Source organism: Agrobacterium sp. 10MFCol1.1 (assembly GCF_000381165.1).
GTDB lineage: Bacteria > Pseudomonadota > Alphaproteobacteria > Rhizobiales > Rhizobiaceae > Agrobacterium > Agrobacterium tumefaciens.
In genome coordinates, this window is record NZ_KB906078.1 from 123978 (window position 1) to 148224 (window position 24247).

The window sequence follows — 24247 nt, forward strand, 5'->3', positions numbered from 1 at the left end:
TTTAAGCGCGCGTCTTTTAAGAGCGTCCCAATACCCAGGGTGGCAATAACACCAATTCTGAATATGTTTCGTTAATAAACCGTGGGTTCCATGCTCCCTTTACTTGTATTGGCGAGGATTTGAGTATGGCAAATCCACCGGCGTCTCGCTTCTCATCGGAAGCCGCCATGGTCAATGCAAGCCGGCCTTTGCCAAGAAGATGGCGGGCAATTGCCGAAATGTGCCTCTGGGCGACTTGCCTGTCCTCGCAATAGATGAGGCGGGCGGAGGGCAGCCTTTTGGTTATGGTTTTTAAAAACACCAGCGGATAATGGCTTCCATCCGCCTCCATGACTGCCACGATGCAGCCGAAACGCGCATGATCTTCCAGCATGTCGCGCGTGGCGGTAGACAGCGTGCCCTGGGGCACTTCGGCAAGCGGGCGCAGCCGCACCCTGGCCGGGCCGAATGCCTTTAAAGGCAGGGGATAAAAAAGCGTGCAATTCGTTATCGTTGTGAACCCCAGTCTCTCGTTCAGCTTGCAGGCTTCTGGAGACGGGGTGAGATCGGTGAAGATGTCTTCTTCGGAGGATGTCGCCATTTGCAGCATACGCGGTGCAAACCAGCGGCTGGAAGGTTCGACATACCAGCTGGACAGGTTGACGACTGTCCTGCCGGTCTCGGCCAGGCGGCTTCGGATTGTCAGAAGAACGCCAACGACATCGTCGCCCTTCATCAGCAATTGCCCGATGGGGCCGAGATCCTGCCGCTGATGATGGTCGCTTATAAGGGACACGCCGAGCGCCCAGAAAGCCTCGCTCTTTTCCGGAAAACCTTTCGCCAGAAGTGCAACGGCAGCGACGCGGTTTCCGTTGTCGATCGGTACGGTTCTCAGAGGTCGCTCCCGCTATCTGGCGTCGTTTCGGGCAGGGAGGGATTTTTCAACTCCACCGCGCAATATCGGCATACGACGATAGATTTACCGTCCCGTTAATCGGCACGGCTGTAAGCGGAAAGGTCGGTCAATTCATATGGCAGACGCGCGGTGCGCGCCTGCCATTTTTTGTCAGCCGATCAATAGACCACGACGCCGCGGATGCTCTCGCCCTTGTGCATCAGGTCAAAACCCTTGTTGATGTCTTCGAGCGGCATCGTGTGGGTGATCATCGGATCGATCTGTATCTTGCCCTCCATGTACCAGTCGACGATTTTCGGCACGTCGGTGCGACCACGCGCGCCGCCGAAGGCCGTGCCCATCCAGTTGCGGCCGGTGACCAGCTGGAACGGACGCGTGGAGATTTCCTGGCCCGCACCGGCAACGCCGATGATGACAGACTTGCCCCAGCCACGATGCGAAGATTCCAGCGCCTGGCGCATGACCTTGGTATTGCCCGTGCAGTCGAACGTATAATCCGCGCCGCCGATCAGGTCGCCATTGCGCTTCGTCATGTTGACGAGATAGGGCACGATGTCGTCGCCCACTTCCTTCGGGTTGACGAAGTGGGTCATACCGAACTTCTCGCCCCAGGCCTTGCGGTCATTGTTGATATCGACACCGATGATCATGTCAGCGCCGGCAAGACGCAGACCCTGCAGAACGTTGAGGCCAATGCCGCCGAGACCGAAGACGATTGCCGTCGAGCCGATCTCCACCTTGGCGGTGTTGATGACGGCGCCGATACCGGTCGTCACGCCACAGCCGATATAGCAGACCTTGTCGAAGGGCGCATCGGGATTGATCTTGGCAAGGGCGATCTCGGGCAGGACGGTGAAGTTCGAGAAAGTCGAGCAGCCCATATAGTGGTGGATCTTGTCCTTGCCGATCGAGAAGCGCGAGGTGCCGTCAGGCATCACGCCCTGGCCCTGGGTGGCGCGGATGGAGGTGCAGAGATTGGTCTTGCGCGATGTGCAGGAATAGCACTCGCGGCATTCCGGCGTGTAGAGCGGGATGACATGATCGCCCTTCTTGACCGAGGTGACGCCGGGACCGACATCAACGACGATGCCTGCACCCTCATGGCCGAGGATGGCCGGAAACAGACCTTCGGGATCGGCACCGGAGAGGGTGAAATCATCGGTGTGGCAGATACCTGTCGCCTTGACCTCGACCAGCACTTCGCCAGCGCGGGGACCTTCGAGTTGAACGGTCATGACCTCAAGCGGTTTTCCTGCCTGAATGGCAACTGCGGCGCGAACGTCCATATTCTATCTCCTCAGTCTTTTAATGTGCGAAGTAAAAGGTTTTGCCCGAGCGCGGCTGGCCGGGCAAGGCAAAATCCGGTGACCCGGAATGAAAAGCAGGTGTGCGGAAACACGCCCCTTTATTTTGGCTGATACATGCGGGCAGGGCCTATGGCGTTGCGTCGCTCTCTTGTTCCGTTGCGACGTGTTCCACCCCAAGCCACGTCGCACAATCCCTCAACGCCCGCGCTGCAACGAGCTGGCGTTTCATGATTGTCTTGTCCTTGCCGCGAAAACGTTTCACGCCTTCCGGCTTGACGATGGAGCCTGGCTCCAGTTCTGGGAAGAGGCCGAAATTGATGTTCATCGGCTGGAAGGAACGTTTGCCCGGCTCATCATTCGAGGAAAGATGCCCGCCGGTGATGTGGTTGAGAAGTGAGCCGAGGGCTGTCGTTGCGGGCGGCAGGCTCGGGGTCTCGCCTTTCCGTTCGGCGGCAGCGAAACGGCCGGCCAGAAGTCCGACGGAGGCGCTTTCCACATACCCTTCGCAGCCGGTGATCTGGCCTGCAAAACGCAGGTCAGGCCGGGATTTCAGCTTCAGCGATGGATCGAGTAGGACGGGGGAATCGATATAGGTGTTGCGGTGCAGGCCGCCCAAACGGGCGAATTCCGCATTTTCGAGACCCGGGATCATGCGAAATACATCCGCCTGCGCGCCGTATTTCAGTTTGGTCTGGAAACCCACCATGTTGTAAAGCGTGCCGAGCGCATTGTCCTGGCGAAGCTGGACCACGGCATAGGCCTTGACGGTGGGGTTGTGGGCGTTGGTCAGGCCCATCGGTTTCATAGGCCCGTGGCGGAGCGTCTGGCGGCCGCGTTCAGCCATGATCTCGATTGGCAGGCAGCCGTCGAAATAGGGTGTGCCTTCCCATTCCTTGAAACCCACCGTGTCGCCGGCGATCAGCGCGTCGATGAAGGCGTTGTACTGCTCCTCGTTCATCGGGCAGTTGATGTAGTCCTTGCCCGTGCCGCCGGGGCCAACCTTGTCGTAACGCGACTGGTACCAGCAGATATCCATGTTGATGCTGTCGCGGTGCACAATGGGGGCAATGGCGTCAAAGAATGCCAGGGCATCCTCACCCGTCTCGGCCTGAACCGCCGCCGCCAGATCCGGCGAGGTGAGCGGGCCGGTGGCGATGATGCTGCTGCCCCATTCCTTCGGCGGCAGACCGGAAACCTCTTCGCGCAGGATCGTCACCAGCGGGTGACTTTCGAGCCGGTCCGTGACGGCCTGAGAAAATCCGTCGCGATCGACGGCAAGCGCGCCGCCGGCAGGCACTTGATGCCTGTCGGCGCAGGCCATGATCAACGAGCCGGCAAGCCGCATTTCCGCATGGATGACGCCCACTGCATTGGCGGTCGCATCGTCGGAGCGGAAGGAGTTGGAACAGACCAGTTCCGCCAGCGTATCGCCCTTGTGCGCTTCCGTGCCGCGCACGCCGCGCATTTCGTGCAGGATGACTGGAACGCCGCTTTCAGCGATCTGCCAGGCGGCTTCCGAACCGGCCAGTCCGCCGCCCACGACGTGAATGGGAGAATAGGTCTTGTCTTGCATGCTGGCGCCCATAGGCCGCGTGGGGGCAAAAGCTCCCCTCCGGCGGCTGTCTTTCGAGTGATTGTTCCGCGCGGGTCCCGAAGGACGCGTTTTTCAGGGCGATGCACTACCATGCATGGCTGCGACAGCCAAATGTTTTTGCGGGTGGCACGATTGGGGCGGAGGGAATGTGGTCTCTATGCTTGTAAGCCAAAAATCTCCGGCGAATACCGCCAGAATCAAAAACGGCGCCAGAGGCGCCGCTTTCTTTTACCTGTCGCTCAATCGTCGCGCCCTGGAGGTCGGGCAGCGGGACGATCTTTTACGCCTTAGCGGAACGAACGGGAAGCTACGTTACGGATGTCGTAACGTGTCAGGCCGATGTCGCTCAGGGCCTGGTTGGACAGGCTGCCAAGTTCGTTGATCGTGCGACGGTAGGAGATCCAGTTCTTTGCGATGCGGATAGGGTTCATGATCGTTTCCTCAATCTTTCTTTGATTTCGTCGGCCGGCTCAGTGTTTCTGTGCTCTCGGCTGTTGAGGTTTTATATATAGACATTGAGCCATGTTGTGCAGTGCAGAATTTAGGCGACTGCCATGCATTTGTGCACTATGTCGGCTAAATTTGCGGCTTTGACTACCGTATGAGCAAAATATGAGCGGAAATGCCTGTCTTTCGGGCGGTTTTGAAGGGGTTTGCGGCCATTGGCGGTGTTGGACCGGCTTTTTGCTCCCCTCAGCGGTGCTTGAAGGGCGTTCGGGCTCTTCAGACATGCCGGATGCAGCCGCCTAATCGATGCATTTTTCATCTGTTTGTCACGCGCACATGCCGGTGGGCGGCGCGGCTCGGTTCCGAGAGGGTGCCAGAACGAAAAAAAAGGCCGGAGGCGGGAGCCTCTGGCCTTTTGGGAAGGTCGTCTCGCATCCGCCGCTTCAAGCGGCGGAGAGTATTAGATGCCGACGGCGGTGCGTGCGACGCGACGGATGTCCTGACGGCCAATGCCGAGGTCATTCAGTTCGCGGTCGGTCATGCGGCCGAGTTCGGTTACGGTCTGACGATACTTGCGCCAGTTGGTGAGCGAGCGTGTAATGTTCATTGTCATCTTCCTCTTCGTGCTGTCCAGCATTTCCGGCCCGTCTTAGGAGGATTAGGCTCGGGGCTGAACTCGATCTCTGTATGACCATGAATATAATCGGTTTAATAAAAACAAAAACAGACAAAGCAAGATGCCACCTATGCATGGAACGCAAAGCAAGCCGGTAAATGACCCCAATTGCGGCGGTTACTGCATAATTTGTGACCAATTTGTGTGCTTTTAGTGAACTTGGCGGCATCTGTCGCTGCCAAGCCGTGCGGTCCGGCTGAATACAACGGGTCGGGCAGGGCAGAGGCAAGGATGGGGATGCAAAGGTCGTTCGTATAAGGGCTTCGGCTGGAGGCGCGCGTTCTCGTAAAATGACGGGCGGCACGTCATATATATAATGTCATGTAGCCGCATAAATGTTGCGCGTTTTTCCTGTCGGGACATGTGAAGCGGGACGGGAAAGAGGGAGACGGCGCGCGCAGTTTTGCGGCCTCTCGTGTCACCGTTTGCGGGCGCGCCGTTCCCTTTCATGCGGGCACGAAACGGCAAGAACGTACCGGCCGGCTTTTGCGGCTGGGGCGGGGACCCAAGAAAAGTCCGGGCGAAACGGGACGCGGCGATAAGGTGTGCTTGACCCTTCCAGAACATTGTGACATACCGCCGCCCAACGTGCGGGTATGGCGGAATTGGTAGACGCATTGGTTTTAGGTACCAACGCTTCGGCGTGGGAGTTCGAGTCTCTCTACCCGCACCACAAGTAAAGCATGGCTGTGCCACGCTTGTGCCAGAGTGCATCCTTAGTGATGCAGGGAGCTTTGGGGTTCATCATCCCCTTCGCGCCCTTGTCTCCGGCGCGAGCGCAATTTTGTCCGGCAGGCGCTTGTGTAAAGAAATAATGGAAGCCACGGCCGGGGAACGACGTTTCCGGCGCAGTGCTCGAAAGTAAACCAACGGCTGTCTGAGCACCGCCGCCATGATGTGAAGGTTTGAGAAAATGCAGGTTATCGAAACGCTGGCTGAAGGCCTGAAGCGCGAACTCAAGGTCGTTATCCCGGCTGCCGACATGAAGGCCCGTCTGGACGAGCGCCTGGTTGACGCCAAGGACAAGGTTCGCATCAACGGTTTCCGTCCCGGCAAGGTGCCGATGGGCCATCTGAAGAAGATGTATGGCAAGTCCATCATGGCCGACCTCGTCAACGAGCTGGTTCGTGAAAAGCCTTCCGAAATCCTTTCCAGCCGCGGTGAGAAGTCTGCAACGCAGCCGGCCATCTCCATGACCGAAGACGAGCAGGAAGCCGAAAAGATCCTTTCGGCTGAAACCGATTTCGAATTCACCGTTGCCTACGAAATCATTCCGGCCATCGAACTGAAGGCCAATGACGGCATCAAGGTTACCCGCGAAGTTGTTGAAGTCTCCGAAGACGAAATCAACGAGCAGATCCTCAAGATCGCTGAGAGCGCCCGTACCTTTGAAGCCAAAAAGGGCAAGGCCGCCGAAGGCGACCGCGTCACCATGAACTATCTCGGCAAGGTTGATGGCGAAGCCTTCGATGGCGGCGCTGCTGAAGACGCTGAACTGGTTCTCGGTTCTGGCCGCTTTATCCCCGGCTTCGAAGACCAGCTCGTTGGCGTCAAGGCCGGCGACGAAAAGACCATCACCGTGACTTTCCCGGCTGACTACCCGGCTGCGAACCTTGCAGGCAAGGAAGCCAACTTCGACATCACCGTCAAGGAAGTTGCTGCTGCCGCTGCTGTTGAAATCAACGACGAACTGGCGGAAAAGCTCGGTCTCGAATCGGCTGAAAAGCTGAAGGAAATCGTTCGCGGCCAGATCGAAAGCCAGTACGGCAACGTAACCCGCCAGAAGGTCAAGCGTCAGATTCTCGACCAGCTCGACGAAATGTACAAGTTCGACACGCCGGCTGGCCTCGTCGATGCCGAATTCGACAACATCTGGCGCCAGATCAACACCGATCTTGCCCAGTCCGGCAAGACATTTGCTGACGAAGACACCACGGAAGAAGAAGCCCGCGAAGAATATCGCAAGCTCGCTGAACGCCGCGTTCGTCTCGGCCTCGTTCTCTCCGAAATCGGCGAAAAGGCTGGCGTCGAAGTGACCGAAGAAGAAATGCAGCGCGCGCTGTTCCAGCAGCTGCAGCAGTTCCCCGGCCAGCAGAAAGAAATCCTCGATTTCTTCCGCAACACCCCCGGCGCTTCCGCTTCGCTGCGCGCTCCGATCTTCGAAGAAAAGGTCATCGACAAGCTGCTCACGGAAATCTCGGTAACGGACAAGACCGTTTCCAAGGAAGAGCTTCTGGCTGACGACGGCGAAGAAACAACGGAAACCAAGAAGAAGGCGCCTGCCAAGAAAAAGGCTGCTGCCAAGGCTGACGACGCCGCTGAAGGCGAAGAAGCCGCTCCGAAGAAGAAGGCTCCGGCCAAGAAGAAGGCCACTGAGGCCGACGCCGAATAATCTTGGCGGGCGAAAGCTGAATGAATGGAAGGGCCGTGGCGAAAGCTGCGGCCTTTTTTTGTTTCGTCTGGGCGATGCGGTCCATCCGCCTTGCGCGGTGGCCAGCGGACCCAAACCGCGCCGCTGACCGATCTCGCCTGTTAAAATTGCTCCCGGCTATCGCTTCTGGGATCATTATTCACCTGATGAGGCGCATATAGATCGCTGCGGGCTTTTCGCCGCCATGGTCGTGCGGGATTTTCACGATCGATAGCAATGTCTGCTATCGCGATAGCCGGTAAACCGTTCATCGGGCATTGCGCCACCCAACGGCCATCCGGTGCGGCGATTCCCGAGGGAGCAGCTGTACTCTGAGCCGCCAAGGTGGAATAGCTGGCCCAATAGGTGTTGCTCACCGCATGCCCCAATATTTCGGCTGCAAAAGCCGGGGCATTGGACGGGCCATCACCTGCGGTGGAAAACAGCACGCAATCGACGTTCAGCGTCTCGTATTCCATGAATATTTCTGGGTAGTGCGCCTCCATGCCGAGCGCGCAACCAAAACGGAAGCCATCGATTTCAAACGTCACCGGTACAGTTCCCGGCGAGTACATGAACGAGATTTTGGTGTTCGACAGCAGGCGCTCATCGTAGCGAGTTATAAGCTTCCCGCGATCGGAGATGACGTACAGGCTGTTATACGGTCGATGTGGCGGAGTAAGCTGATGGACGGACCCGAGAATCGTCCAAAGCTTCAGCCTTCGCGCCAGTTTTCTGCTCGCTTCCAGTTCTCTGCGCAGAGTTTCCCATTCAAAGCGCGTCCAGTCGGAAGGCCCGATTTCTCTCGGCCCAGTTTCGGACATGATGCGTTTATTGGGCCAGCACGTTGCCCCTTCCGGAAAATGGATGAGACGGGCGCCGGCCTTATGGGCATCGCACATGAGGCGACGCATTTCTTGCCCGGCTGCTTTCAGTGCCGAAACCATACGAGGGTCGTCGACCAGCGACGTTTGCGCGACAGCCATTCGTAAAGAAGGGCTAACTGGCATGTCGGGAGTTCGGCGGATATGCTTGAGCGCCGCCGTATAGGACTCGCCGGTTTTCGCTGCACGAGCTCTTACGCGGCGTTTGAAATTATTATTTTGCGTCATGATCAGGCCTTTCACGTCCCGGACGCGATTCCCCAGCAACCCGCCCGAAACGATCGGACCAAGACAGTAGCCAGAGACAACGAAAGTCCCTTTGCCTCCGTTCAAGACCATGCTGGGGAAGGTCTGGGAGGTTAGGCGCAGGCTTCGCCTTTTTGTCACTATCAGTGGGAAAACGTTGAGTCGTCAAGCTACCGCAATTTCGCATTACATGAACCGGAGAATTCGACACTCCGACATCTTCACGTCTTTCTCGAATATTATCTTCAGAAGGCATGACAGGGCGTTGGGCAGTCGCGGCGATGGGCAGAAGAAATTATTTGATCGAGGGTGTCTCCGGGGCTGGTAAAACCTCGGTTGCAACGGAACTTCAGCAACGCGGCCTTCATGTGATTCACGGCGACCGTGAACTGGCTTACAAAGGCGACCCCGAAACGGGCGAACCCATGGATGTCGCGCTGTTTCAGGGCGACGACACAAAAATCGCCTTCCGTCACCGACATCACATCTGGAATGTCGAAAAAGTTCGGCAGCTTGTGGCTGATCAAGAGCACGCCGTCACCTTCTTCTGCGGCGGATCGAGAAATTTTCGATGCTTTATAGATCTGTTCGATGAGGTCTTCGTTCTGGATGTCGATGCAGCGACCTTACTAAGACGGCTGGCTGCCAGGCCGGAGGATGAGTTCGGTGGCAATCTGGCCGAAAGACAATTTGTCCTGCAACTCCACGCAACGAAAGAAGACCTTCCAGTCGGTGCATCTGCCATTGATTCATCGAGGTCTTTGGGAGTGGTGGTGGATGATATTCTGGCTCGTTGCAATGTTCCGAAGGCAGGAAATTAAGACGCTGATCTTCCCGTCACCTTCGTTTTGATCACAATGCAGTGCAGCATGATTTTTTGCTGCATCTGCTCTTGTTCATCTCCCGTTCATCTGGCACCCTGCGCAGCATGATTTGCCTTGGCTGCCTGTGCAGCCGTCAGGAAACATGGCCGCCAACGCGCGGCTGTCATCGCTGCCAAAACCTTTGGCCTTAAGCTTTTACCGTGCATGCCGGGTTCACCCGGTGCGGCCTTAATTTGCCAGGGGACAAGATATGTCGCCACGAACGGGCTTCGCCCTGTTGTTTTCTCTGTTCGCCGCGATTGGCACCAACGCCCGTGCCGATGAGCCGGAGTTGATCTGGAAGCCGGTCAAGAATTCCGATCGTTCCTATACGGCGCGTATCGGTGCGAAGCTGCCGGTCGAGACGCCGATCCGGGCGGGGCTGGAAATGGGCATGAATGCCTCCAGGACGGGGCAGGTGGTGGATACGCCAGTAAGGTTGTGGGGCAATGTCACGCTGCTGGCGGAGCAGCTGCCCGGTGTTTCGCTTGCCCGTGATGTCGGTGTCCTCTTCAACGCGTTGACGGGGTCGAGCAGCGTTTCCATGACGTCGCGACAGAAACGCATCGTTACGCCGGAACTGGATATCGAGGCCAACCGAAATTTCACGGTGCGTTATGACGGCACGGCGCAGCAATGGAACGGCCTGGATGTATCGCAGTCGCTGCGCCTTTCCCGCTCGGAAACCGGCACGGCTTTCGTGCTGACGGGGGCAAGCCGCAACAGCTTCAACGAGTTCAGCAGCGGCGTGGCCGTGGAGCAGAAGATCGGCGATCACCTGACAGTGCGCGGAACGCTCGATCAGGGATATGCGGATCATTTTCGGCCGGGTGTGAGTGCGCGGTATAGTATTCGGTGGTGAGGGGCGTCACCGGTTATCGTATGGATGAGCAGAAAGTGATGGACGTTCTTGCGTCGCATTCGGCGTCATCCTTGGGCTTGTCCCATGGATCTAATCACGTCGCATAAAATCGTGACCTTGCAGATGCTCGGGACAGGCCCGAGCATGACGGAGGAGAGGTTTGCGCACATTGCAAACGATCTCCACCCGCAACACCAGCCTCAATCCTTCTTCAGCTCACCCATGCGGTTCCACGCGTCGAGACCGGCAATCTTGTAGGCCTCGGCAAGCGTGGGGTAGTTGAAGGTGTTCTCTACGAAATACTCCACCGTACCCTTCAGGTTCAGCACCGCCTGGCCGATATGCACCAGTTCGGTGGCACCTTCGCCGACGATGTGGACGCCGAGCAGGCGGCGGGTTTTCAGCGAGAAGATCATCTTCAGCAACCCGCTGTCGAGACCCATGATATGGCCGCGTGAGGTTTCGCGGAAATGGGCGATGCCGCATTCATAGGGAATGTGGCGTTCAGTGACTTCTTCTTCCGTCAGGCCGCAGGTGGAGATTTCCGGAACGGCATAGATGCCGTAAGGGAAGAACTGCGGCGGTTCACCGGCCGGTGCACCGACCGCGTGGCGGGCGGCGATACGGCCCTGTTCCATTGAGGTGGAGGCGAGGCTTGGAAAACCGATGATATCGCCGGCGGCGTAAATGTTCGGCACTGTTGTCTGGAAGGTCTCGGGATTGACCTTCAGGCGGCCGCGGCTGTCGGCTTCCAGCCCACAGGCGGAAAGATTGAGCGTATCGGTTGCGCCGACGCGTCCGGCGGCGAACAAAACCGTCTCGGCTTTAAGGACGCGGCCGTTGCTGAGCGAAACGAGGCATTTGCCGCTGTCGTCGCGCTCCACCTTTTCCGCTTTCTGGCCGAAGATCAGCTTCATGTTACGGTCGCGCAACTGATAGGTGAAGTCCTCGACGATTTCCTTGTCGATGAATTCCAGCATGGTTTCGCGCGGTTCCACCACCGTTACCTGCGTGTCGAGCGCACTGAAGATCGTGGCATATTCGATGCCGATGACGCCCGCGCCGACAACGACCATGGAGCGCGGCAGTTCCTTGATCTCGAGTATCTCGTCCGAATCGAGCACTGCCGCGCCGTCGAAGGGAATATGCGGTGGCCGGTAGGGCCGCGTGCCGATGGCGAGCAGAATGGAAGCGCCGGTGACGTTCATGACTTCACCGTCGTTCTTCACCACCTTCACCGTGTTGGCATCGACGAAGCTTGCCGTGCCGCGAATGTGCTGCACGCGGTTGCGGGCGAACTGGTGTTCCAGCACCTCGACCTCGTGGTCGAGCGTGATCAGCAGGCGGCGGCGCAGATCGTCCGCGTCGATTTCCTGCTTGACGCGGTAGGAGCGGCCATAAAAACCGCGTTCGCGCCAGCCGGTGAGATTGAGCGCGGTTTCGCGCAATGTCTTGGAAGGGATGGTACCTGTGTGCACCGAAACGCCGCCGACGCGGCTGCCCTTCTCGATGACCAGAACCCTCTTTTCGAGCTTGGCGGCCTGGATGGCGGCGCGTCTTCCCGCCGGACCGCTGCCGATAACAATCAGATCGAACTGGTACATGAAAACCCCGGAACAGAATGTATTGCAATGACCGGATGTCGCATCCGGGATGGCGCTGCCGCGAAATGGTCGTGATGCCATTTTGACCAGGGGAAGTGATTCCCTTGTCAGCCTTGCACACGAGAGTGCAATGCAACAAACGCCTGCGTCAATCTGTAGCGCAATAATCTGACGGATTCGTAACCGTTTTGCCCGCTTGTCGTTTTGCGACGCAAAGATGCGCCTTTGCGCCCGGCACGGCCTTCGCCGTCGGGTTTTCGTAGTTTCAGACGGGTTGTGCCCGGTCACGCGCTGATTGGGGTTGGATTGTACGGATGCTTGCGCAACCGGGCATTCCAGAAAGCCGTATTTCGCAAGAGGCAGTGCACGGCCTTTTGCGAAATGGTCCTGTCACCATGAACGTGCCACCGTTCCCACCACCAGGACCGTCCTTCGGTTTACGCCACGTCTGGCGTCTACCCGGCAGGACTGCATTCAAGATAACAGGGTAAGGAGGCGCGGGGAAAAGCGGGGATGGATTTTCGCGCGCCGGTTCTTTTTCGTCAGTCTTCTTTCCGGGTCACATGGCGGTGAAGGGCAGCGAGGTCCTGCCTGAGTGCTGCCAGTTCGGCCAGTACCTTCACGTCGATCTTTTCGTGCAGAGACAGCACCTCAAGCTCGGCTTTCAGGTTCACCTCATAATCCTTGGCGGCCTCGAAACGGTCACGAGCGGCCTGCCGGTTCTGCGACATCATGATGATCGGCGCCTGGATGGCCGCGAGCATGGAGAGCAGAAGATTGAGGAAGATGAAGGGGTAGGGGTCGAAGGCCCGCGTCGTCAGCACGATGGTGTTGATGATTGCCCAGAACACCAGGAAAAAGCAGAAGCTGAGGATAAATCCCCAGGAGCCGCCAACCCTTGCAATGCTGTCGGCCAGCCTGTCGCCCAGGTTTGCCCCGGCGGAAAATTCCGCATTGGTGTCGGTCGAGACCAGCTTTTTCTGGTGCGACAGTTCCAGAATACGACGCTCGACCTCGCCGATTTCCCGGGAGGAGCGCTTGAAGTGCGAAACGATATAGTCGGAGATGTCTGACACGGTGCTTCTCGTGGTGCTGATGGTTCGGTAAGGCCCTGTCGAGATAAACCCGCATGGCAATGGAATTCAAACGATTTCCGCTGCCATGCCGTTCAGCCATCCAGACCCATCAGACTGACGGCGTGGCGTCATTTACCCAGTTGAAGCCGGGGAAGAAGCGCTCTCGGCCATATTGCTCGCCGAACATCATGTCGAATTGCAGCAGGCGATAATTGCGCACCACGTCCGGAATGGAATTGGGTGAAATCGACCAGTCGGGCAGCGCCTTGCCATCCGTTGCCACCAGCATATGCCGGTCGAGGACGGAAAACGCATCCTGCACTTCACCCAAAGTCCCCGTATAGAAGGGGTCTGAGAAACCGGCTGTTTTCAGTACGTGATAGGGCAACAGCGCCGGGCTGATGGTGCCGATATTCTTGCGCACCCCCGTCTTCGAGGACCAGACGACGAGCGGCGTCTCGTGTTCCTTTTTCATGATTTCCAGCGGCGCGCGGCGGCTGGCCACCATGCCCGGCATGTAGCCGCTTTCCACGAATGTCTGGCCAAGCGGCGGCAGGTGATCGCCGAAGAGCACGATGATGGTTTCGCGCTCGCGCTTTTTTGCCCAGCGCATCAGCTTCAGAAGGGCGTCGTCGGCCTCCGCCACACCCTGCGCATAGGTACCAAGCGCCTGCGATGCGGAAGCGGAGAGATTGCCCTCTATGCCGATGGTGTCGCTGGCATAACGGCCCGCCTCGTAAGGTCCGTGTCCCTGCAGGGTGACGGCGAAGAGGAAGAGCGGGTTGCGCGCATCGTCCGCGGCCACCATGATCTGGTCCATCAGCGCGTCGTCGGAGGCGAAGTTGCCGCGCTTTTCCATGGGCGGCAATGTCTCTTCCGAGCGGAACTCCTCGAAGCCGAAATTCCTGTAAACTTCCTTGCGGTTCCAGAACCATTCCTGAAACGGATGCATGGCGATGGCCGAATACCCTTCGCCACGGAAGAAGCTGGCAAGCGAGGGCACCGGGCGGCGGATATATTGCTGGTAGGGAATGCTGCCATAGGGCAGGAAGGCGTTGGAAAAGCCGGTCAGCGCCTCGAATTCCACATTCGCCGTCATGCCGCCGAATTCCGGCGAGAACACGTTGCCGGATTGCTTGGCGCGGATGTTGGGCATCGGATCGGCAGAGAGCTTCACGTTTTCAAGCCGTGTCGGATCCCACAGCGATTCGCTCATCAACATGATGACATCAGGGTAATCGCCCGTGTTGGCGGCAAAGGCGGCGGGTTCCGAGGTCAGGTCTGCGATGCTGTTTTCGCCGTAACCCTGCGGCGCCGAGACGTTGGCCATGGGAATATTGAAGGCAAAGGCCATCAGGAAACCGTTATGGCGGTAATTCTCCTGTTGATCCCACATCATGGGGATGATGTTGAGACGATCGCGCACCCACGAATAATGCGAATAGTCCATGAGCGAGGCGAGGCCGGCCAGAAGCGGCAGCGCCAGCACAAGACCTGCGGCGCGTTCGCGCCAGCTCAAGCCCGGCGAATAACGCCGCGCCAGCAGCCACAGGGTGGAAAGGGCCGCAACCGTGGCGCAAAGGCCAAGGCCGACCAGCACGGCCGTCAGCGGCTGGGCTTTCAGCATGGTGGGCAGAAGCTCGAGGATCTGCCGGCCGAACAGCAGGTCGGAGGGATAAAGCGGATCGGAGAGATAGGTCTGTTTCTGCGCGGAAATAAGCCCTGTCAGCGCGCAAAGCGGCGCAACGGCGATGAGCGACAGGTAACGGCGGCCGAGGATGGAATCGAGCGCTACGAGCAGCAGCAGCACGGCGGCGATGGTGGTCATGCCGGGGCGGGCGGATGAGGTGAGGAAGGTGCCGACATCAACTAGCGAACCGCGGGCGATCCATTCCAGCGCGACGACAAGCACGACCGACGAAAATGTCAGATTGGCAAGCGTGTAGGCCTTACCCGAAAGCTTGGAAAGGCTCCGCGTCCATGCAGGCGAAAAGACAAAATCAGTCTTTTCGGAAGCCGTTGTTTTTGGCGCCGAATTTCTCAAACTCATACTCCGGTATTACGAGGCAACACCGCGCAATTCGGGGAGGTGAATCGGGGCGTCGCAAAACTGTCATGTAACTGTCACATAAGCGCGATGAACGCGACATGAACTTTGCGGAGTGTGGCCGGTGCGGTGATAACCTTAGCGTGAATGCCTGTTGCGGCTTCATCCTATCAAGGTGGTGCGGCATGCAATTGCCGCGTTGCGGAGCGGGCACGGGCGCGGTATTGAAAAGCCATGAGCGACAGACACGACATCAAAAACCATCTTCGAATTGCCGTCGGGCAGTTCAATCCGACTGTTGGCGACGTGGCGGGCAATCTCGCCAGGGCGCGCGAAGCACGGGCCGATGCGGCGACGCAGGGTGCCGATCTCCTGCTTCTGACCGAGCTGTTCATATCCGGCTATCCGCCGGAAGACCTGGTATTGAAGCCGGCTTTTCTGAAAGCGTGCCTGAAGGCCGTGGAAGAACTGGCGGCGGAAACCGCCGATGGCGGGCCGGGCGTCGTCATCGGCTTTCCGCGTCAGGGCGAAACGGGCCGGCACAATTCGGTTGCGCTTCTGGATGGCGGCAAGATCATCGCGCTGCGTGACAAGATCGACCTGCCAAATTACGGCGAATTCGATGAAAAGCGTGTTTTCGCCGAAGGTTCGATCTCCGGTCCCTATAATTTCCGCGGTGTCAGGATCGGCATTCCGATCTGCGAGGAAATCTGGAACGATATGGGTGTGTGCGAAACGCTTGCCGAAAGCGGGGCGGAAATCCTGCTGGTGCCGAATGGTTCACCCTATTATCGCGGCAAGCTGGATGTGCGCCATCAGGTGGCGCTGAAACAGGTAATCGAAAGCGGCTTGCCGCTGGTCTTCGCCAATCAGCTTGGCGGGCAGGACGAGCTGGTTTTCGACGGCGCGAGCTTCGGTTTCAATGCCGACAAGACCCTTGCCTTCCAGATGAGCCAGTTCGAAGCGACCCTTGCCGTTACCGATTGGAAACGCACCGCAGAAGGCTGGCGCTGCGAGAGCGGTCCTTTCTCGAAAATCCCTGAAGGCGAGGAGGCGGATTACCGCGCCTGCATGCTGGGCTTTCGCGATTACGTCAACAAGAACGGCTTCAAGAGCGTGGTTCTCGGCCTTTCCGGCGGTATCGATTCGGCGATCTGCGCTGCGCTTGCTGTTGATGCGCTGGGCGAAGAGCGGGTGCGCTGCATCATGCTGCCCTATCGTTACACCTCCGAGGATTCGCTGAAGGACGCAGCCGATTGCGCCAGGGCACTTGGCTGCCGTTACGATATCGTGCCCATTGCCGAACCGGTGGATGGGTTCCTGTCGTCGCTTTCGGAAATGTTCGAAGGCACGGAAGAAGGCATTACCGAAGAAAACCTGCAGAGCCGTACACGCGGCACCATTCTTATGGCTGTTTCCAACAAGTTCGGCTCGATGGTGGTGACAACAGGCAACAAGTCGGAAATGTCGGTGGGGTATGCGACGCTTTATGGCGACATGAATGGCGGTTTCAATCCCATCAAGGACCTCTACAAGATGCAGGTCTACGCCATCTCCAGCTGGCGCAATTCCCATGTGCCGCCGGGCGCGCTCGGGCCATCCGGCGAAGTGATCCCCGCCAATATCATCTCCAAGGCGCCATCCGCCGAATTGCGACCCAACCAGACAGACCAGGATTCGCTGCCGCCCTATCCGGTGCTGGACGATATTCTGGAGTGCCTGGTGGAAAAGGAAATGTCGGTCGAGGAAATCCTCGCGCGTGGCCATGATATCGCGACGGTGCACCGGATCGAGCATCTGCTCTATCTCGCCGAATACAAACGCCGCCAATCCGCGCCCGGGGTGAAGATCACGAAGAAGAACTTCGGCCGCGATCGCCGTTATCCGATTACCAACCGGTTCAGGGACAGGTAGTCGAAGGAAGGCATGGAGGGAGCTTGCTGGACCCCGAATCTAGTTCGGGGTGACGGAGTGCGGATGCTGCGGATTCGCCATATATCGATGGCGAAGAAGCATCCTTTTCCTCCAACGGCGCGGACACGCCGCGCCGTTTCCCTATCTCGTTAAATAACCTGCCCCACATCGATGCGGTTGCCATCCGGGTCTTCGAAAACGAAGGCCCGCAGGCCATAATCCTTGTCCTGCAGACTTTTGATGATGCGAAGCCCGTGGCTTTCGCAAAGCGCGTGCAGCGCGTCGGCGTCGCTGACCAGCATATGCGCCACATTGAAGGGGGCCGGTTTGTGCGTTGACTGCAATGTCAGGTGCAACTCGGAATTACCTTGTTTCAGGATCATGAAACCGACAGGGTTGCCGTTTTCGAAGGTCTTTTCGAAGCCCAGCACACGGACATAAAAGTCATGGGCCTTTTCGATATTCTTGACAGGAAGCATTGCGGCGATCCGACCGAAGCGGATGCCGTGATCGGCGATGGTGTTCATCGCGGAACCTCGGATCTGGGAGAAACGGGCAGGGGTGCGGGCGGTGCCGGAACGCTGCTGTTTTTTCCTATTTGAATTTGCAGGGCGGTGCCTGCGGCAATAGGATCATAATCACGGCGGTGGCGGATGCAAACGGATTGTTTGTGCCATTCAACGCTCCACGCCAGACGATCGAAAGGCCCGGGAGGCAGCATGCGCAGTTCCATCGAAATCTTCAACATCCGCACCCGGCAGATGCGGGTGGTCTGGCAGACGCCGGAGCTGTTCGAGGCTCCGAACTGGTCGCCGGACGGGAAATACCTGCTTCTGAACTGCGACGGTCTGCTTTATCGCCTGTCACTTGCCGGCGACCCTTCGCCGGAAAAGGTCGATACTGGCTTTGCGACAATCTGCAACAATGACCACGGCATTTCGCCTGACGGTTCGCTTTATGCCATTTCCGACAAGGTGGAGTTCGGCAAGAGTGCCATCTATCTGCTGCCTTCGACGGGCGGAACGCCGCGTCTGATGACTAGGAACCTTCCGTCCTACTGGCACGGCTGGTCGCCGGACGGGAAAGGTTTCGCCTATTGCGGCATTCGCGATCAGGTTTTCGATATTTATTCCATGGACATAGACAGCGGCGTTGAGACACGCCTTACCCATGGTGAGGGCCGCAATGACGGGCCGGATTATTCGCCGGATGGAGAATGGATCTATTTCAACTCCAGCCGCACCGGCCAGATGCAGATCTGGCGCGTGCGGGTGGATGGCTCGGCCGTCGAGCGTATCACCGACAGCGCCTATGGCGACTGGTTCCCGCATCCGTCTCCCAGCGGTGACAAAGTCGTCTTCGTCTCCTACGACGCCGATGTCTTCGACCATCCGCGCGACCTCAACGTGCGCGTGCGGCTGATGGATATGGATGGCGGTAATGCCGAAACGCTGTTTGACCTTTTCGGCGGGCAGGGAACGATGAATTCGCCCAACTGGTCACCGGACGGGGATGAGTTCGCTTATGTGCGGTATTTTCCCGTTGGGTGATGCGGTAGGGAGTGCTTCAGCCGGCGCGCGTCGGCGCGGCGGCTGAAGGCCGCAATACGCAGGTGAGGTGGCCACGGTCACATTGCCGCATCGCTGCGCAAGATACTTGTATTTGCAATCTTTGTTGCTCATAAGCTTCTTCGTCAGGTGCCTGCCCTTTAGGGCGGGAGAATCGGGAATCCGGTGCAAGACCGGAACGTGCCCAGCGCTGTGAGGCGGATGCCCTTTTTCTTGATGCCACTGAATCCATTCGGGAAGGCGAAAGTGGGCGGATGAAGCCGAGTCAGAAGACCGGCCTGACAGGATAGACCAGACCGCGTGGACGGCGGCAGGTTGTTGCAGCAGCGCGTCGTGCAGGCGAAAACCGGAGCCGGTTTTCGTGGCGGCGCGCCAGCATTGTTGGGGATAGACGATGCCGACCGATCCACTCGCGACCAGTTCGCTCGACGCCAATGCATTCGATCACGCGCTTTCGCCCGCCTACCCGTTTTCCGAGGGGGAGCGAGAGGCGATCTACCGTGCCATCGAAACCCGCCGTGATGTGCGCGACCAGTTCCTTCCGGATCCATTGCCGGAAGATGTGGTCGAGCGCTTGCTGAAGGCGGCGCATTCCGCACCCTCAGTCGGTTTCATGCAGCCGTGGAATTTCACGCTTGTCACTGACGGTGCGGTCAGGCAGGCAGCCTGGGTTGCCTTCAGCCGCGCCAATGGCGAGGCGGCGGCGATGTTCGAGGGGGAGCAGCAGGCGCTTTACCGCAGCCTCAAGCTTGAGGGCATCCGCAAGGCGCCGCTCAGCATCTGCGTCACCTGCGATCCGACGCGTGGCGGCAAGGTGGTGCTGGGCCGTACCCACAATCCGCGCACCGATGTCTATTCCACCGTCTGCGCCATCCAGAACCTCTGGCTTGCAGCGCGCGCCGAAGGCATCGGCGTCGGCTGGGTCAGCATTTTCCACGATAGCGACATTCGCACCATTCTGGAGATCCCCGACCACATCGAGATCGTCGCCTGGCTATGCCTCGGCCGCGTCGATACACTTTATACCGAGCCGGAACTGGCGGTGAAGGGTTGGCGCCAGCGCGTGCCGCTGGACGAGCTGGTGTTTCGCAATCGCTGGGGTGGACGGTAAAGAGAACACGCGACCGCCTTGTGAGTGAGACAGAGCGTTGCCAACTCCATACCGCGTGTTTGATGGGAGCTATTGCTGCGGCTGAATGCCCTTCAGCGCCGGGTTTTTCAGGTCGATCCGCCCTGTCTGATCGGGCAGGAATCTAGGGCCGATGACGCGGACCCTGCTGTTGTTCGGGTCATAGTCGCGTTCCGGAACCGGTTGTTCCGGCGGCTTTGCGGCCTGCTGCAGTTCGGTGGGTTTTTTGGGGGTGTCACCTTGCGGTGATGGAATGGTCGTGATGCTGGAATAGGGTTTCTCAGCTTCCGGCCGCGCAGCCTCCTGCTGCTTCATCTCCTCGTGATAGGCGGCCATGTTGCAGGCGCAGCCTGGGGCTTTCGTTGAGGCATTTCGATAAGCAAAGGCGGTCGGCAGGTCCTTGTAGGGCTTTCCTGTTTCAGCCGAGACCATGTCAGCCGTTTCCTGCTCCGTCATGGAGTGGAAATAAAGCTCCGTCTGCGTACCCGGACACATTTTCTGGCATTGTTCGGCCTGCGCACGGAAATCGAGCGGCGAGGCATTGGAAGCGATGGGGAAGAACGAGCCGTCGCAGGTGCGCACGCACAGCGTCCTGAGCCCGCCTTCCGCAGCGGCATTGGGGTAGGGCGAAAGCCCTGCCTGTCCCGGCGGATTGCTCTGTTCGCTGAAGGCGTCGGGGTAACGTGTCACATCGGGGGCCGTCGGCTGGCGCGCTTCCGTTTCCGGAATGGCGCTGCAGCCATTGGCGTCGAGGGCGGCGAGAATGCGCTGGCGTCTGATGTCGCCATCATCGCTGCCCTGGGCCGCCATGGCATAGTCGCGGTCACGGATGATGGCATCGCGTTCGCTCTGCGCATCCGCCATCGCGTCGCTGATCTCTGCGCAGAGTTCGGCATTCGGGCTGCCATAAACGGTGACGCTTGCGGATGAACAGCCGTAACGGCGCAGATCGTTCCTGATCCTGCGGATCTCGATGTTCTGGCGGGTGAGCGCATTGGCGTAACGCCGTACCTCGGCTGTGTTGCCGATGACACGCGGCGGTTCGCGCAGCTGCGCATAAAGCGTATCGCAGACCTGATCCGCGAAAGCGGCGGCCGGGGCGATGAAAACAAGGGGAAGCAGGAGGCCGATAATGCTGCGGCGCCGGGTCAATGGTGCGATCCGTTCGATGTCCCCGGCCGGTGGCGAGGGTGTTATGCTTCGGGAAATCCGTGTTTCAGGAAGATAACATAAGCTGTTGCCGCAATGCGGCAACAGCATGTTCAAAACTGCGTTAATACGCCTTCATCACACCGAAGGGTGCGATGCCTGCACGACGGCAAAGGCCGCCATGTTGACAACGCCGCGCGAGGTGACGCTGGGCGACAGGATATGGGCGGGAAGAGCCGTGCCAAGCAGGATGGGGCCGACATGCAGGCCCTCCGTCAGCGTGCGGGTGACGCCGAGCGTGATGTTTGCGGCATCGAGGTTCGGGAAGACCAGCAGGTTCGCTTCGCCGGTCAGCACGCTGTTGGGCATGGCGCGCTTGCGCAGCGCTTCCGAAAGTGCCGAGCCGCCCTGCATTTCGCCGTCCACTTCCAGTTCGGGTGCCGCTGCCTGCACGATCTTCAGGGCGCGGCGCATCTTGCGGGCGCTTTCCGAATCGCGCGACCCGAAATTGGAGTGGCTGGCGAGCGCGATCTTCGGCGTGATGCCGAAGCGGCGGATTTCCTTTGCCGCGAGAATGGCCATTTCGGCCACTTCTTCGGAGGTCGGATCGTTGTTGACGAAGGTGTCGGTGAGGAACAGCGCGCCCTGCTGGGTGATGAGCAGGCTGAGGCCTGCGAAAGAGCGAACGCTTTCCTGCTTGCCGATGATCTGGTTCACGTCGCGCAGGTGCCGGTCGTAGCGGCCTTCCAGACCGCAGATCAGCGCATCCGCCTCACCACGCTTCACCGACAGCGCGCCGATGACCGTGGAGTTGGTGCGCACGATGGTGCGGGCCGCCTCCGGGTTGATGCCGGCGCGGCCGACCAGGGCGAAATAATCATCGACGTAGTCGCGGTAACGCGGATCGTCTTCGGGATTGACCACCGCAAAATCGGTATTCGGGCGGATACGCAGGCCGAAGCGCTTCAGGCGCGTTTCGATGATCTGCGGGCGACCGATGAGGATCGGGATGCCGGTGCCTTCTTCCAGAAGCACCTGTGCGGCGCGCAGCACGCGCTCGTCTTCGCCTTCAGCAAAGATGATGCGCTTCTTTTCGGCAACCTTGGCGGCGTTGAAGACCGGTTTCATGATGAAGCCGGAACGCCAGACGAAGCGGTTGAGCTGGTCGAGATAGGCTTCGAAATCGCTGATTGGCCGGGCGGCGACGCCGCTTGCGGCGGCAGCACGGGCAACGGCCGGTGCGATGCGCAGGATGAGACGCGGATCGAAAGGCGAGGGAATGAGGTAGTTCGGGCCGAAGATCGGCGTTTCGCCGCTATAGGCCTTGGCGGCGACTTCCGAGACTTCCTCGCGGGCAAGCTCGGCGATGGCCTGCACGGCGGCCATCTTCATTTCCTCGTTGATCGTGGTTGCGCCGCAATCCAGCGCGCCGCGGAAGATATAGGGGAAGCACAGCACGTTGTTGACCTGGTTCGGGAAATCCGAACGGCCGGTGCAGATCATCGCATCCGGGCGGGCAGCACGGGCCACTTCCGGCATGATTTCCGGATTGGGGTTGGCAAGTGCCAGGATCAGCGGATTTTCCGCCATGCGCTCCAGAAGTTCCGGCTTCAGCACGCCTGCCGCCGAAAGACCGAGGAAGACATCGGCGCCGTCGATCGAGTCGGCCAGAACCCGCTTGTCGGTCTTTTGCGCGTAAACTTCCTTCCACTCGTCCATCAGCGAGTTGCGGCCGTCATAAACGAGGCCCTCGATATCGTGGACCCAGATGTTTTCTTTCTTTGCGCCCATGGCGACAAGCAGGTTGAGGCAGGCAAGGGCTGCCGCACCGGCGCCTGACGCAACGATCTTGACGCTCGAAAGCGATTTTCCGGCCAGTTCCAGCGCGTTGGTGACGGCGGCGGCGACGATGATCGCCGTGCCGTGCTGATCGTCGTGGAAGACGGGTATGTTCATCTTCTCGCGCAGCTGGCGCTCCACCTCGAAACATTCGGGCGCCTTGATGTCTTCAAGGTTGATGCCGCCGAAGGTGGGTTCCAGCGCTGCGATGGTGGAGACCATGTCGTTGATGCCGGGCGCATCGATCTCGATATCGAAAACGTCGATGCCGGCGAATTTCTTGAAGAGGACGGCCTTGCCCTCCATGACCGGCTTCGACGCAAGCGGGCCGATATTGCCAAGGCCAAGCACTGCCGTACCGTTGGAAATCACTGCAACGAGATTGGCGCGGGCGGTATATTCCGCCGCCATTTCCGGATTTTCATGGATGGCGAGGCAGGGGGCGGCGACACCCGGCGAGTAGGCAAGCGCCAGATCGCGCTGGTTGCCAAGGGGCTTGGTGGCCTGGATTTCCAGCTTGCCGGGGCGCGGGTAGCGGTGGAAAAAGAGCGCCTGTTCCTCGATGTCGGCCTTTGCCGTGTTGGCGGGCGTGTTGTTCTTATCGTGAGAGGTCATGTCTTCCACCGTCATGTCTGGTTCAATTCCGGCCCTCTGAATACAACAAACTTTCCCGTGGTACAGCCGTTATTTGCCGCCCCCTTATGCAAATGCGGGCATGGCTTATTCGCGTTTTCGTGATGCCATCAGTCATATTCCATACAAAAACCGGCCATTGTCATGTTGCTGCAACACGAGTCTGGTTCTGAGAGGGAAGAAAGCCGCAGGGACGCAACCGAACAAGGGGATTAAATCCGTGGCCGGTCAAATTGAAACCAGACAGTTCAGAACGCTTTTCATTTCGGATGTCCATCTCGGTTCCAAGGCGGCCAAGACGGATTTTTTGCTCGACTTCCTGAAACATCACGAGGCCGATACGATCATTCTGGTCGGTGACATCATCGACGGCTGGCGGCTGCGCCGCAGCTGGTACTGGCCGCAGGGCTGCAACGACGTGGTGCAGAAGTTGTTGCGCAAGGCCCGCAAGGGAACACGCATCGTTTACATTCCCGGCAACCACGATGAATTTCTGCGCGAGTTTCCGGGCATGCATTTCGGCGGTATCGAAGTGGCCGAGCGCATGATCCACGAGGCGGCAGACGGCAAGAAATATCTCATCATCCATGGCGACGAGTTCGATGTGGTGGTGCGCAATGCCCGCCTGCTCGCCTATCTCGGTGACTGGGCCTATGACGCGGCGATTGCGATCAACATCGTCCTTGCTGCGGTGCGCCGCCGCATCGGCCTGCCTTACTGGTCGTTCTCGGCCTGGGCGAAATTGCAGGTCAAACACGCCGTCAACTTCATCGGCGAGTTCCAGCGCGTAGTGGCCGACGAGGCGCGCCGCAACAATGTGGATGGTGTGATCTGTGGCCATATCCACCACGCCGTGATGGAAGACATGGACGGCATCCGCTACATCAACACCGGCGACTGGGTGGAAAGCTGCACGGCGATTGCCGAAAATGCCGATGGCACTTTCGAGCTGATCACCTGGATGCAGACGAGCGATGTCCATTCGCAGACATCGGACGAGATGGAGCCGGTGGATATTCCAGGTCTGATTGGCAAGCACGCGGCCTGATTGGGTTGGTTCAACAGGCAGGGCGATCCCTAAGCGCGGGATGTTTCAGCTCTCTG

At 58.9% G+C, this 24247-nt stretch carries 19 protein-coding genes, 1 tRNA gene and 1 riboswitch; of the genes, 8 read left to right on the plus strand and 12 right to left on the minus strand.

The window, feature by feature from the left end:
* Nucleotides 1-16: 16 nt before the first annotated feature.
* From F617_RS0117670 to F617_RS28025, 5 genes are all read right to left on the minus strand, one after another.
* Nucleotides 17-775, minus strand: a complete 759-nt coding sequence (locus tag F617_RS0117670) for a hypothetical protein (protein WP_019566179.1) — start codon at nt 773-775, stop codon at nt 17-19.
* Between the two features lie 278 nt (nt 776-1053).
* A complete protein-coding gene (locus F617_RS0117675; protein ID WP_013636254.1) occupies nt 1054-2181 on the minus strand; it encodes an S-(hydroxymethyl)glutathione dehydrogenase/class III alcohol dehydrogenase in 1128 nt (375 codons plus the stop codon).
* A gap of 148 nt (nt 2182-2329) precedes the next feature.
* Nucleotides 2330-3787, minus strand: a complete 1458-nt coding sequence (gene trmFO / locus F617_RS0117680) for a methylenetetrahydrofolate--tRNA-(uracil(54)-C(5))-methyltransferase (FADH(2)-oxidizing) TrmFO (RefSeq protein ID WP_019566180.1) — start codon at nt 3785-3787, stop codon at nt 2330-2332.
* Between the two features lie 296 nt (nt 3788-4083).
* On the minus strand, nt 4084-4227 hold the full coding sequence (locus tag F617_RS27170) for a DUF1127 domain-containing protein (RefSeq protein ID WP_003515516.1): 144 nt from the start codon (nt 4225-4227) through the stop codon (nt 4084-4086).
* Nucleotides 4228-4703: 476 nt separating this feature from the next.
* Nucleotides 4704-4850 carry a DUF1127 domain-containing protein gene (locus F617_RS28025; RefSeq protein ID WP_003502992.1) on the minus strand — a complete coding sequence of 49 codons (147 nt, stop codon included), beginning with the start codon at nt 4848-4850 and terminating at the stop codon, nt 4704-4706.
* A 659-nt stretch (nt 4851-5509) separates the two neighbouring features.
* Here F617_RS28025 and F617_RS0117695 point away from each other — a divergent pair.
* A tRNA-Leu gene (locus F617_RS0117695) sits at nt 5510-5592 on the plus strand.
* Nucleotides 5593-5832: 240 nt separating this feature from the next.
* Nucleotides 5833-7311 (plus strand): trigger factor, encoded by a 1479-nt coding sequence (gene tig / locus F617_RS0117700; protein ID WP_019566181.1) that lies wholly within the window; start codon nt 5833-5835, stop codon nt 7309-7311.
* Nucleotides 7312-7451: 140 nt separating this feature from the next.
* Here tig and F617_RS0117705 read toward each other — a convergent pair whose 3' ends face one another.
* Nucleotides 7452-8441, minus strand: a complete 990-nt coding sequence (locus F617_RS0117705; RefSeq protein ID WP_026330917.1) for a carbon-nitrogen hydrolase family protein — start codon at nt 8439-8441, stop codon at nt 7452-7454.
* A 299-nt stretch (nt 8442-8740) separates the two neighbouring features.
* On the opposite strand from F617_RS0117705, the gene F617_RS0117710 reads away from it, so the two are divergent.
* Both F617_RS0117710 and F617_RS0117715 read left to right on the plus strand, forming a co-directional pair.
* Nucleotides 8741-9280 (plus strand): AAA family ATPase, encoded by a 540-nt coding sequence (locus F617_RS0117710; protein WP_019566183.1) that lies wholly within the window; start codon nt 8741-8743, stop codon nt 9278-9280.
* A gap of 253 nt (nt 9281-9533) precedes the next feature.
* Nucleotides 9534-10184 carry a hypothetical protein gene (locus F617_RS0117715; RefSeq protein WP_013636246.1) on the plus strand — a complete coding sequence of 217 codons (651 nt, stop codon included), beginning with the start codon at nt 9534-9536 and terminating at the stop codon, nt 10182-10184.
* Nucleotides 10185-10384: 200 nt separating this feature from the next.
* Here F617_RS0117715 and sthA read toward each other — a convergent pair whose 3' ends face one another.
* The 3 genes from sthA to F617_RS0117730 form a co-directional block, all read right to left on the minus strand.
* Complete coding sequence (gene sthA, locus F617_RS0117720; RefSeq protein ID WP_003515506.1) at nt 10385-11788, minus strand: Si-specific NAD(P)(+) transhydrogenase; 1404 nt, start codon at nt 11786-11788, stop codon at nt 10385-10387.
* Nucleotides 11789-12330: 542 nt separating this feature from the next.
* Nucleotides 12331-12864, minus strand: a complete 534-nt coding sequence (locus F617_RS0117725) for a DUF1003 domain-containing protein (RefSeq protein WP_003515504.1) — start codon at nt 12862-12864, stop codon at nt 12331-12333.
* 109 nt (nt 12865-12973) lie between these two features.
* Nucleotides 12974-14914 carry an LTA synthase family protein gene (locus F617_RS0117730; RefSeq protein WP_026330918.1) on the minus strand — a complete coding sequence of 647 codons (1941 nt, stop codon included), beginning with the start codon at nt 14912-14914 and terminating at the stop codon, nt 12974-12976.
* A gap of 231 nt (nt 14915-15145) precedes the next feature.
* Between F617_RS0117730 and F617_RS0117735 the strand changes: the two genes are divergently transcribed.
* The gene (locus F617_RS0117735; RefSeq protein WP_019566185.1) at nt 15146-16825 is read left to right on the plus strand and encodes an NAD+ synthase; all 1680 of its coding nucleotides are present in this window, start codon (nt 15146-15148) and stop codon (nt 16823-16825) included.
* A gap of 149 nt (nt 16826-16974) precedes the next feature.
* Here F617_RS0117735 and F617_RS0117740 read toward each other — a convergent pair whose 3' ends face one another.
* Complete coding sequence (locus F617_RS0117740; protein WP_019566186.1) at nt 16975-17352, minus strand: VOC family protein; 378 nt, start codon at nt 17350-17352, stop codon at nt 16975-16977.
* A gap of 192 nt (nt 17353-17544) precedes the next feature.
* On the opposite strand from F617_RS0117740, the gene F617_RS0117745 reads away from it, so the two are divergent.
* Nucleotides 17545-18375, plus strand: a complete 831-nt coding sequence (locus F617_RS0117745) for a TolB family protein (protein ID WP_019566187.1) — start codon at nt 17545-17547, stop codon at nt 18373-18375.
* Between the two features lie 128 nt (nt 18376-18503).
* Nucleotides 18504-18690, plus strand: a riboswitch (cobalamin riboswitch).
* Between the two features lie 97 nt (nt 18691-18787).
* Entirely contained in the window at nt 18788-19504 is a 717-nt protein-coding gene (gene bluB, locus F617_RS0117750; protein WP_019566188.1) for a 5,6-dimethylbenzimidazole synthase, read from the plus strand.
* A gap of 69 nt (nt 19505-19573) precedes the next feature.
* Here bluB and F617_RS0117755 read toward each other — a convergent pair whose 3' ends face one another.
* Both F617_RS0117755 and F617_RS0117760 read right to left on the minus strand, forming a co-directional pair.
* The gene (locus F617_RS0117755) at nt 19574-20674 is read right to left on the minus strand and encodes a DUF2865 domain-containing protein (protein ID WP_026330919.1); all 1101 of its coding nucleotides are present in this window, start codon (nt 20672-20674) and stop codon (nt 19574-19576) included.
* A gap of 135 nt (nt 20675-20809) precedes the next feature.
* A complete protein-coding gene (locus F617_RS0117760) occupies nt 20810-23125 on the minus strand; it encodes an NADP-dependent malic enzyme (protein WP_003515491.1) in 2316 nt (771 codons plus the stop codon).
* 229 nt (nt 23126-23354) lie between these two features.
* Here F617_RS0117760 and F617_RS0117765 point away from each other — a divergent pair, with 229 nt between their 5' ends.
* Nucleotides 23355-24191, plus strand: a complete 837-nt coding sequence (locus F617_RS0117765; protein WP_026330920.1) for a UDP-2,3-diacylglucosamine diphosphatase — start codon at nt 23355-23357, stop codon at nt 24189-24191.
* The last annotated feature ends 56 nt before the right edge of the window (nt 24192-24247 follow it).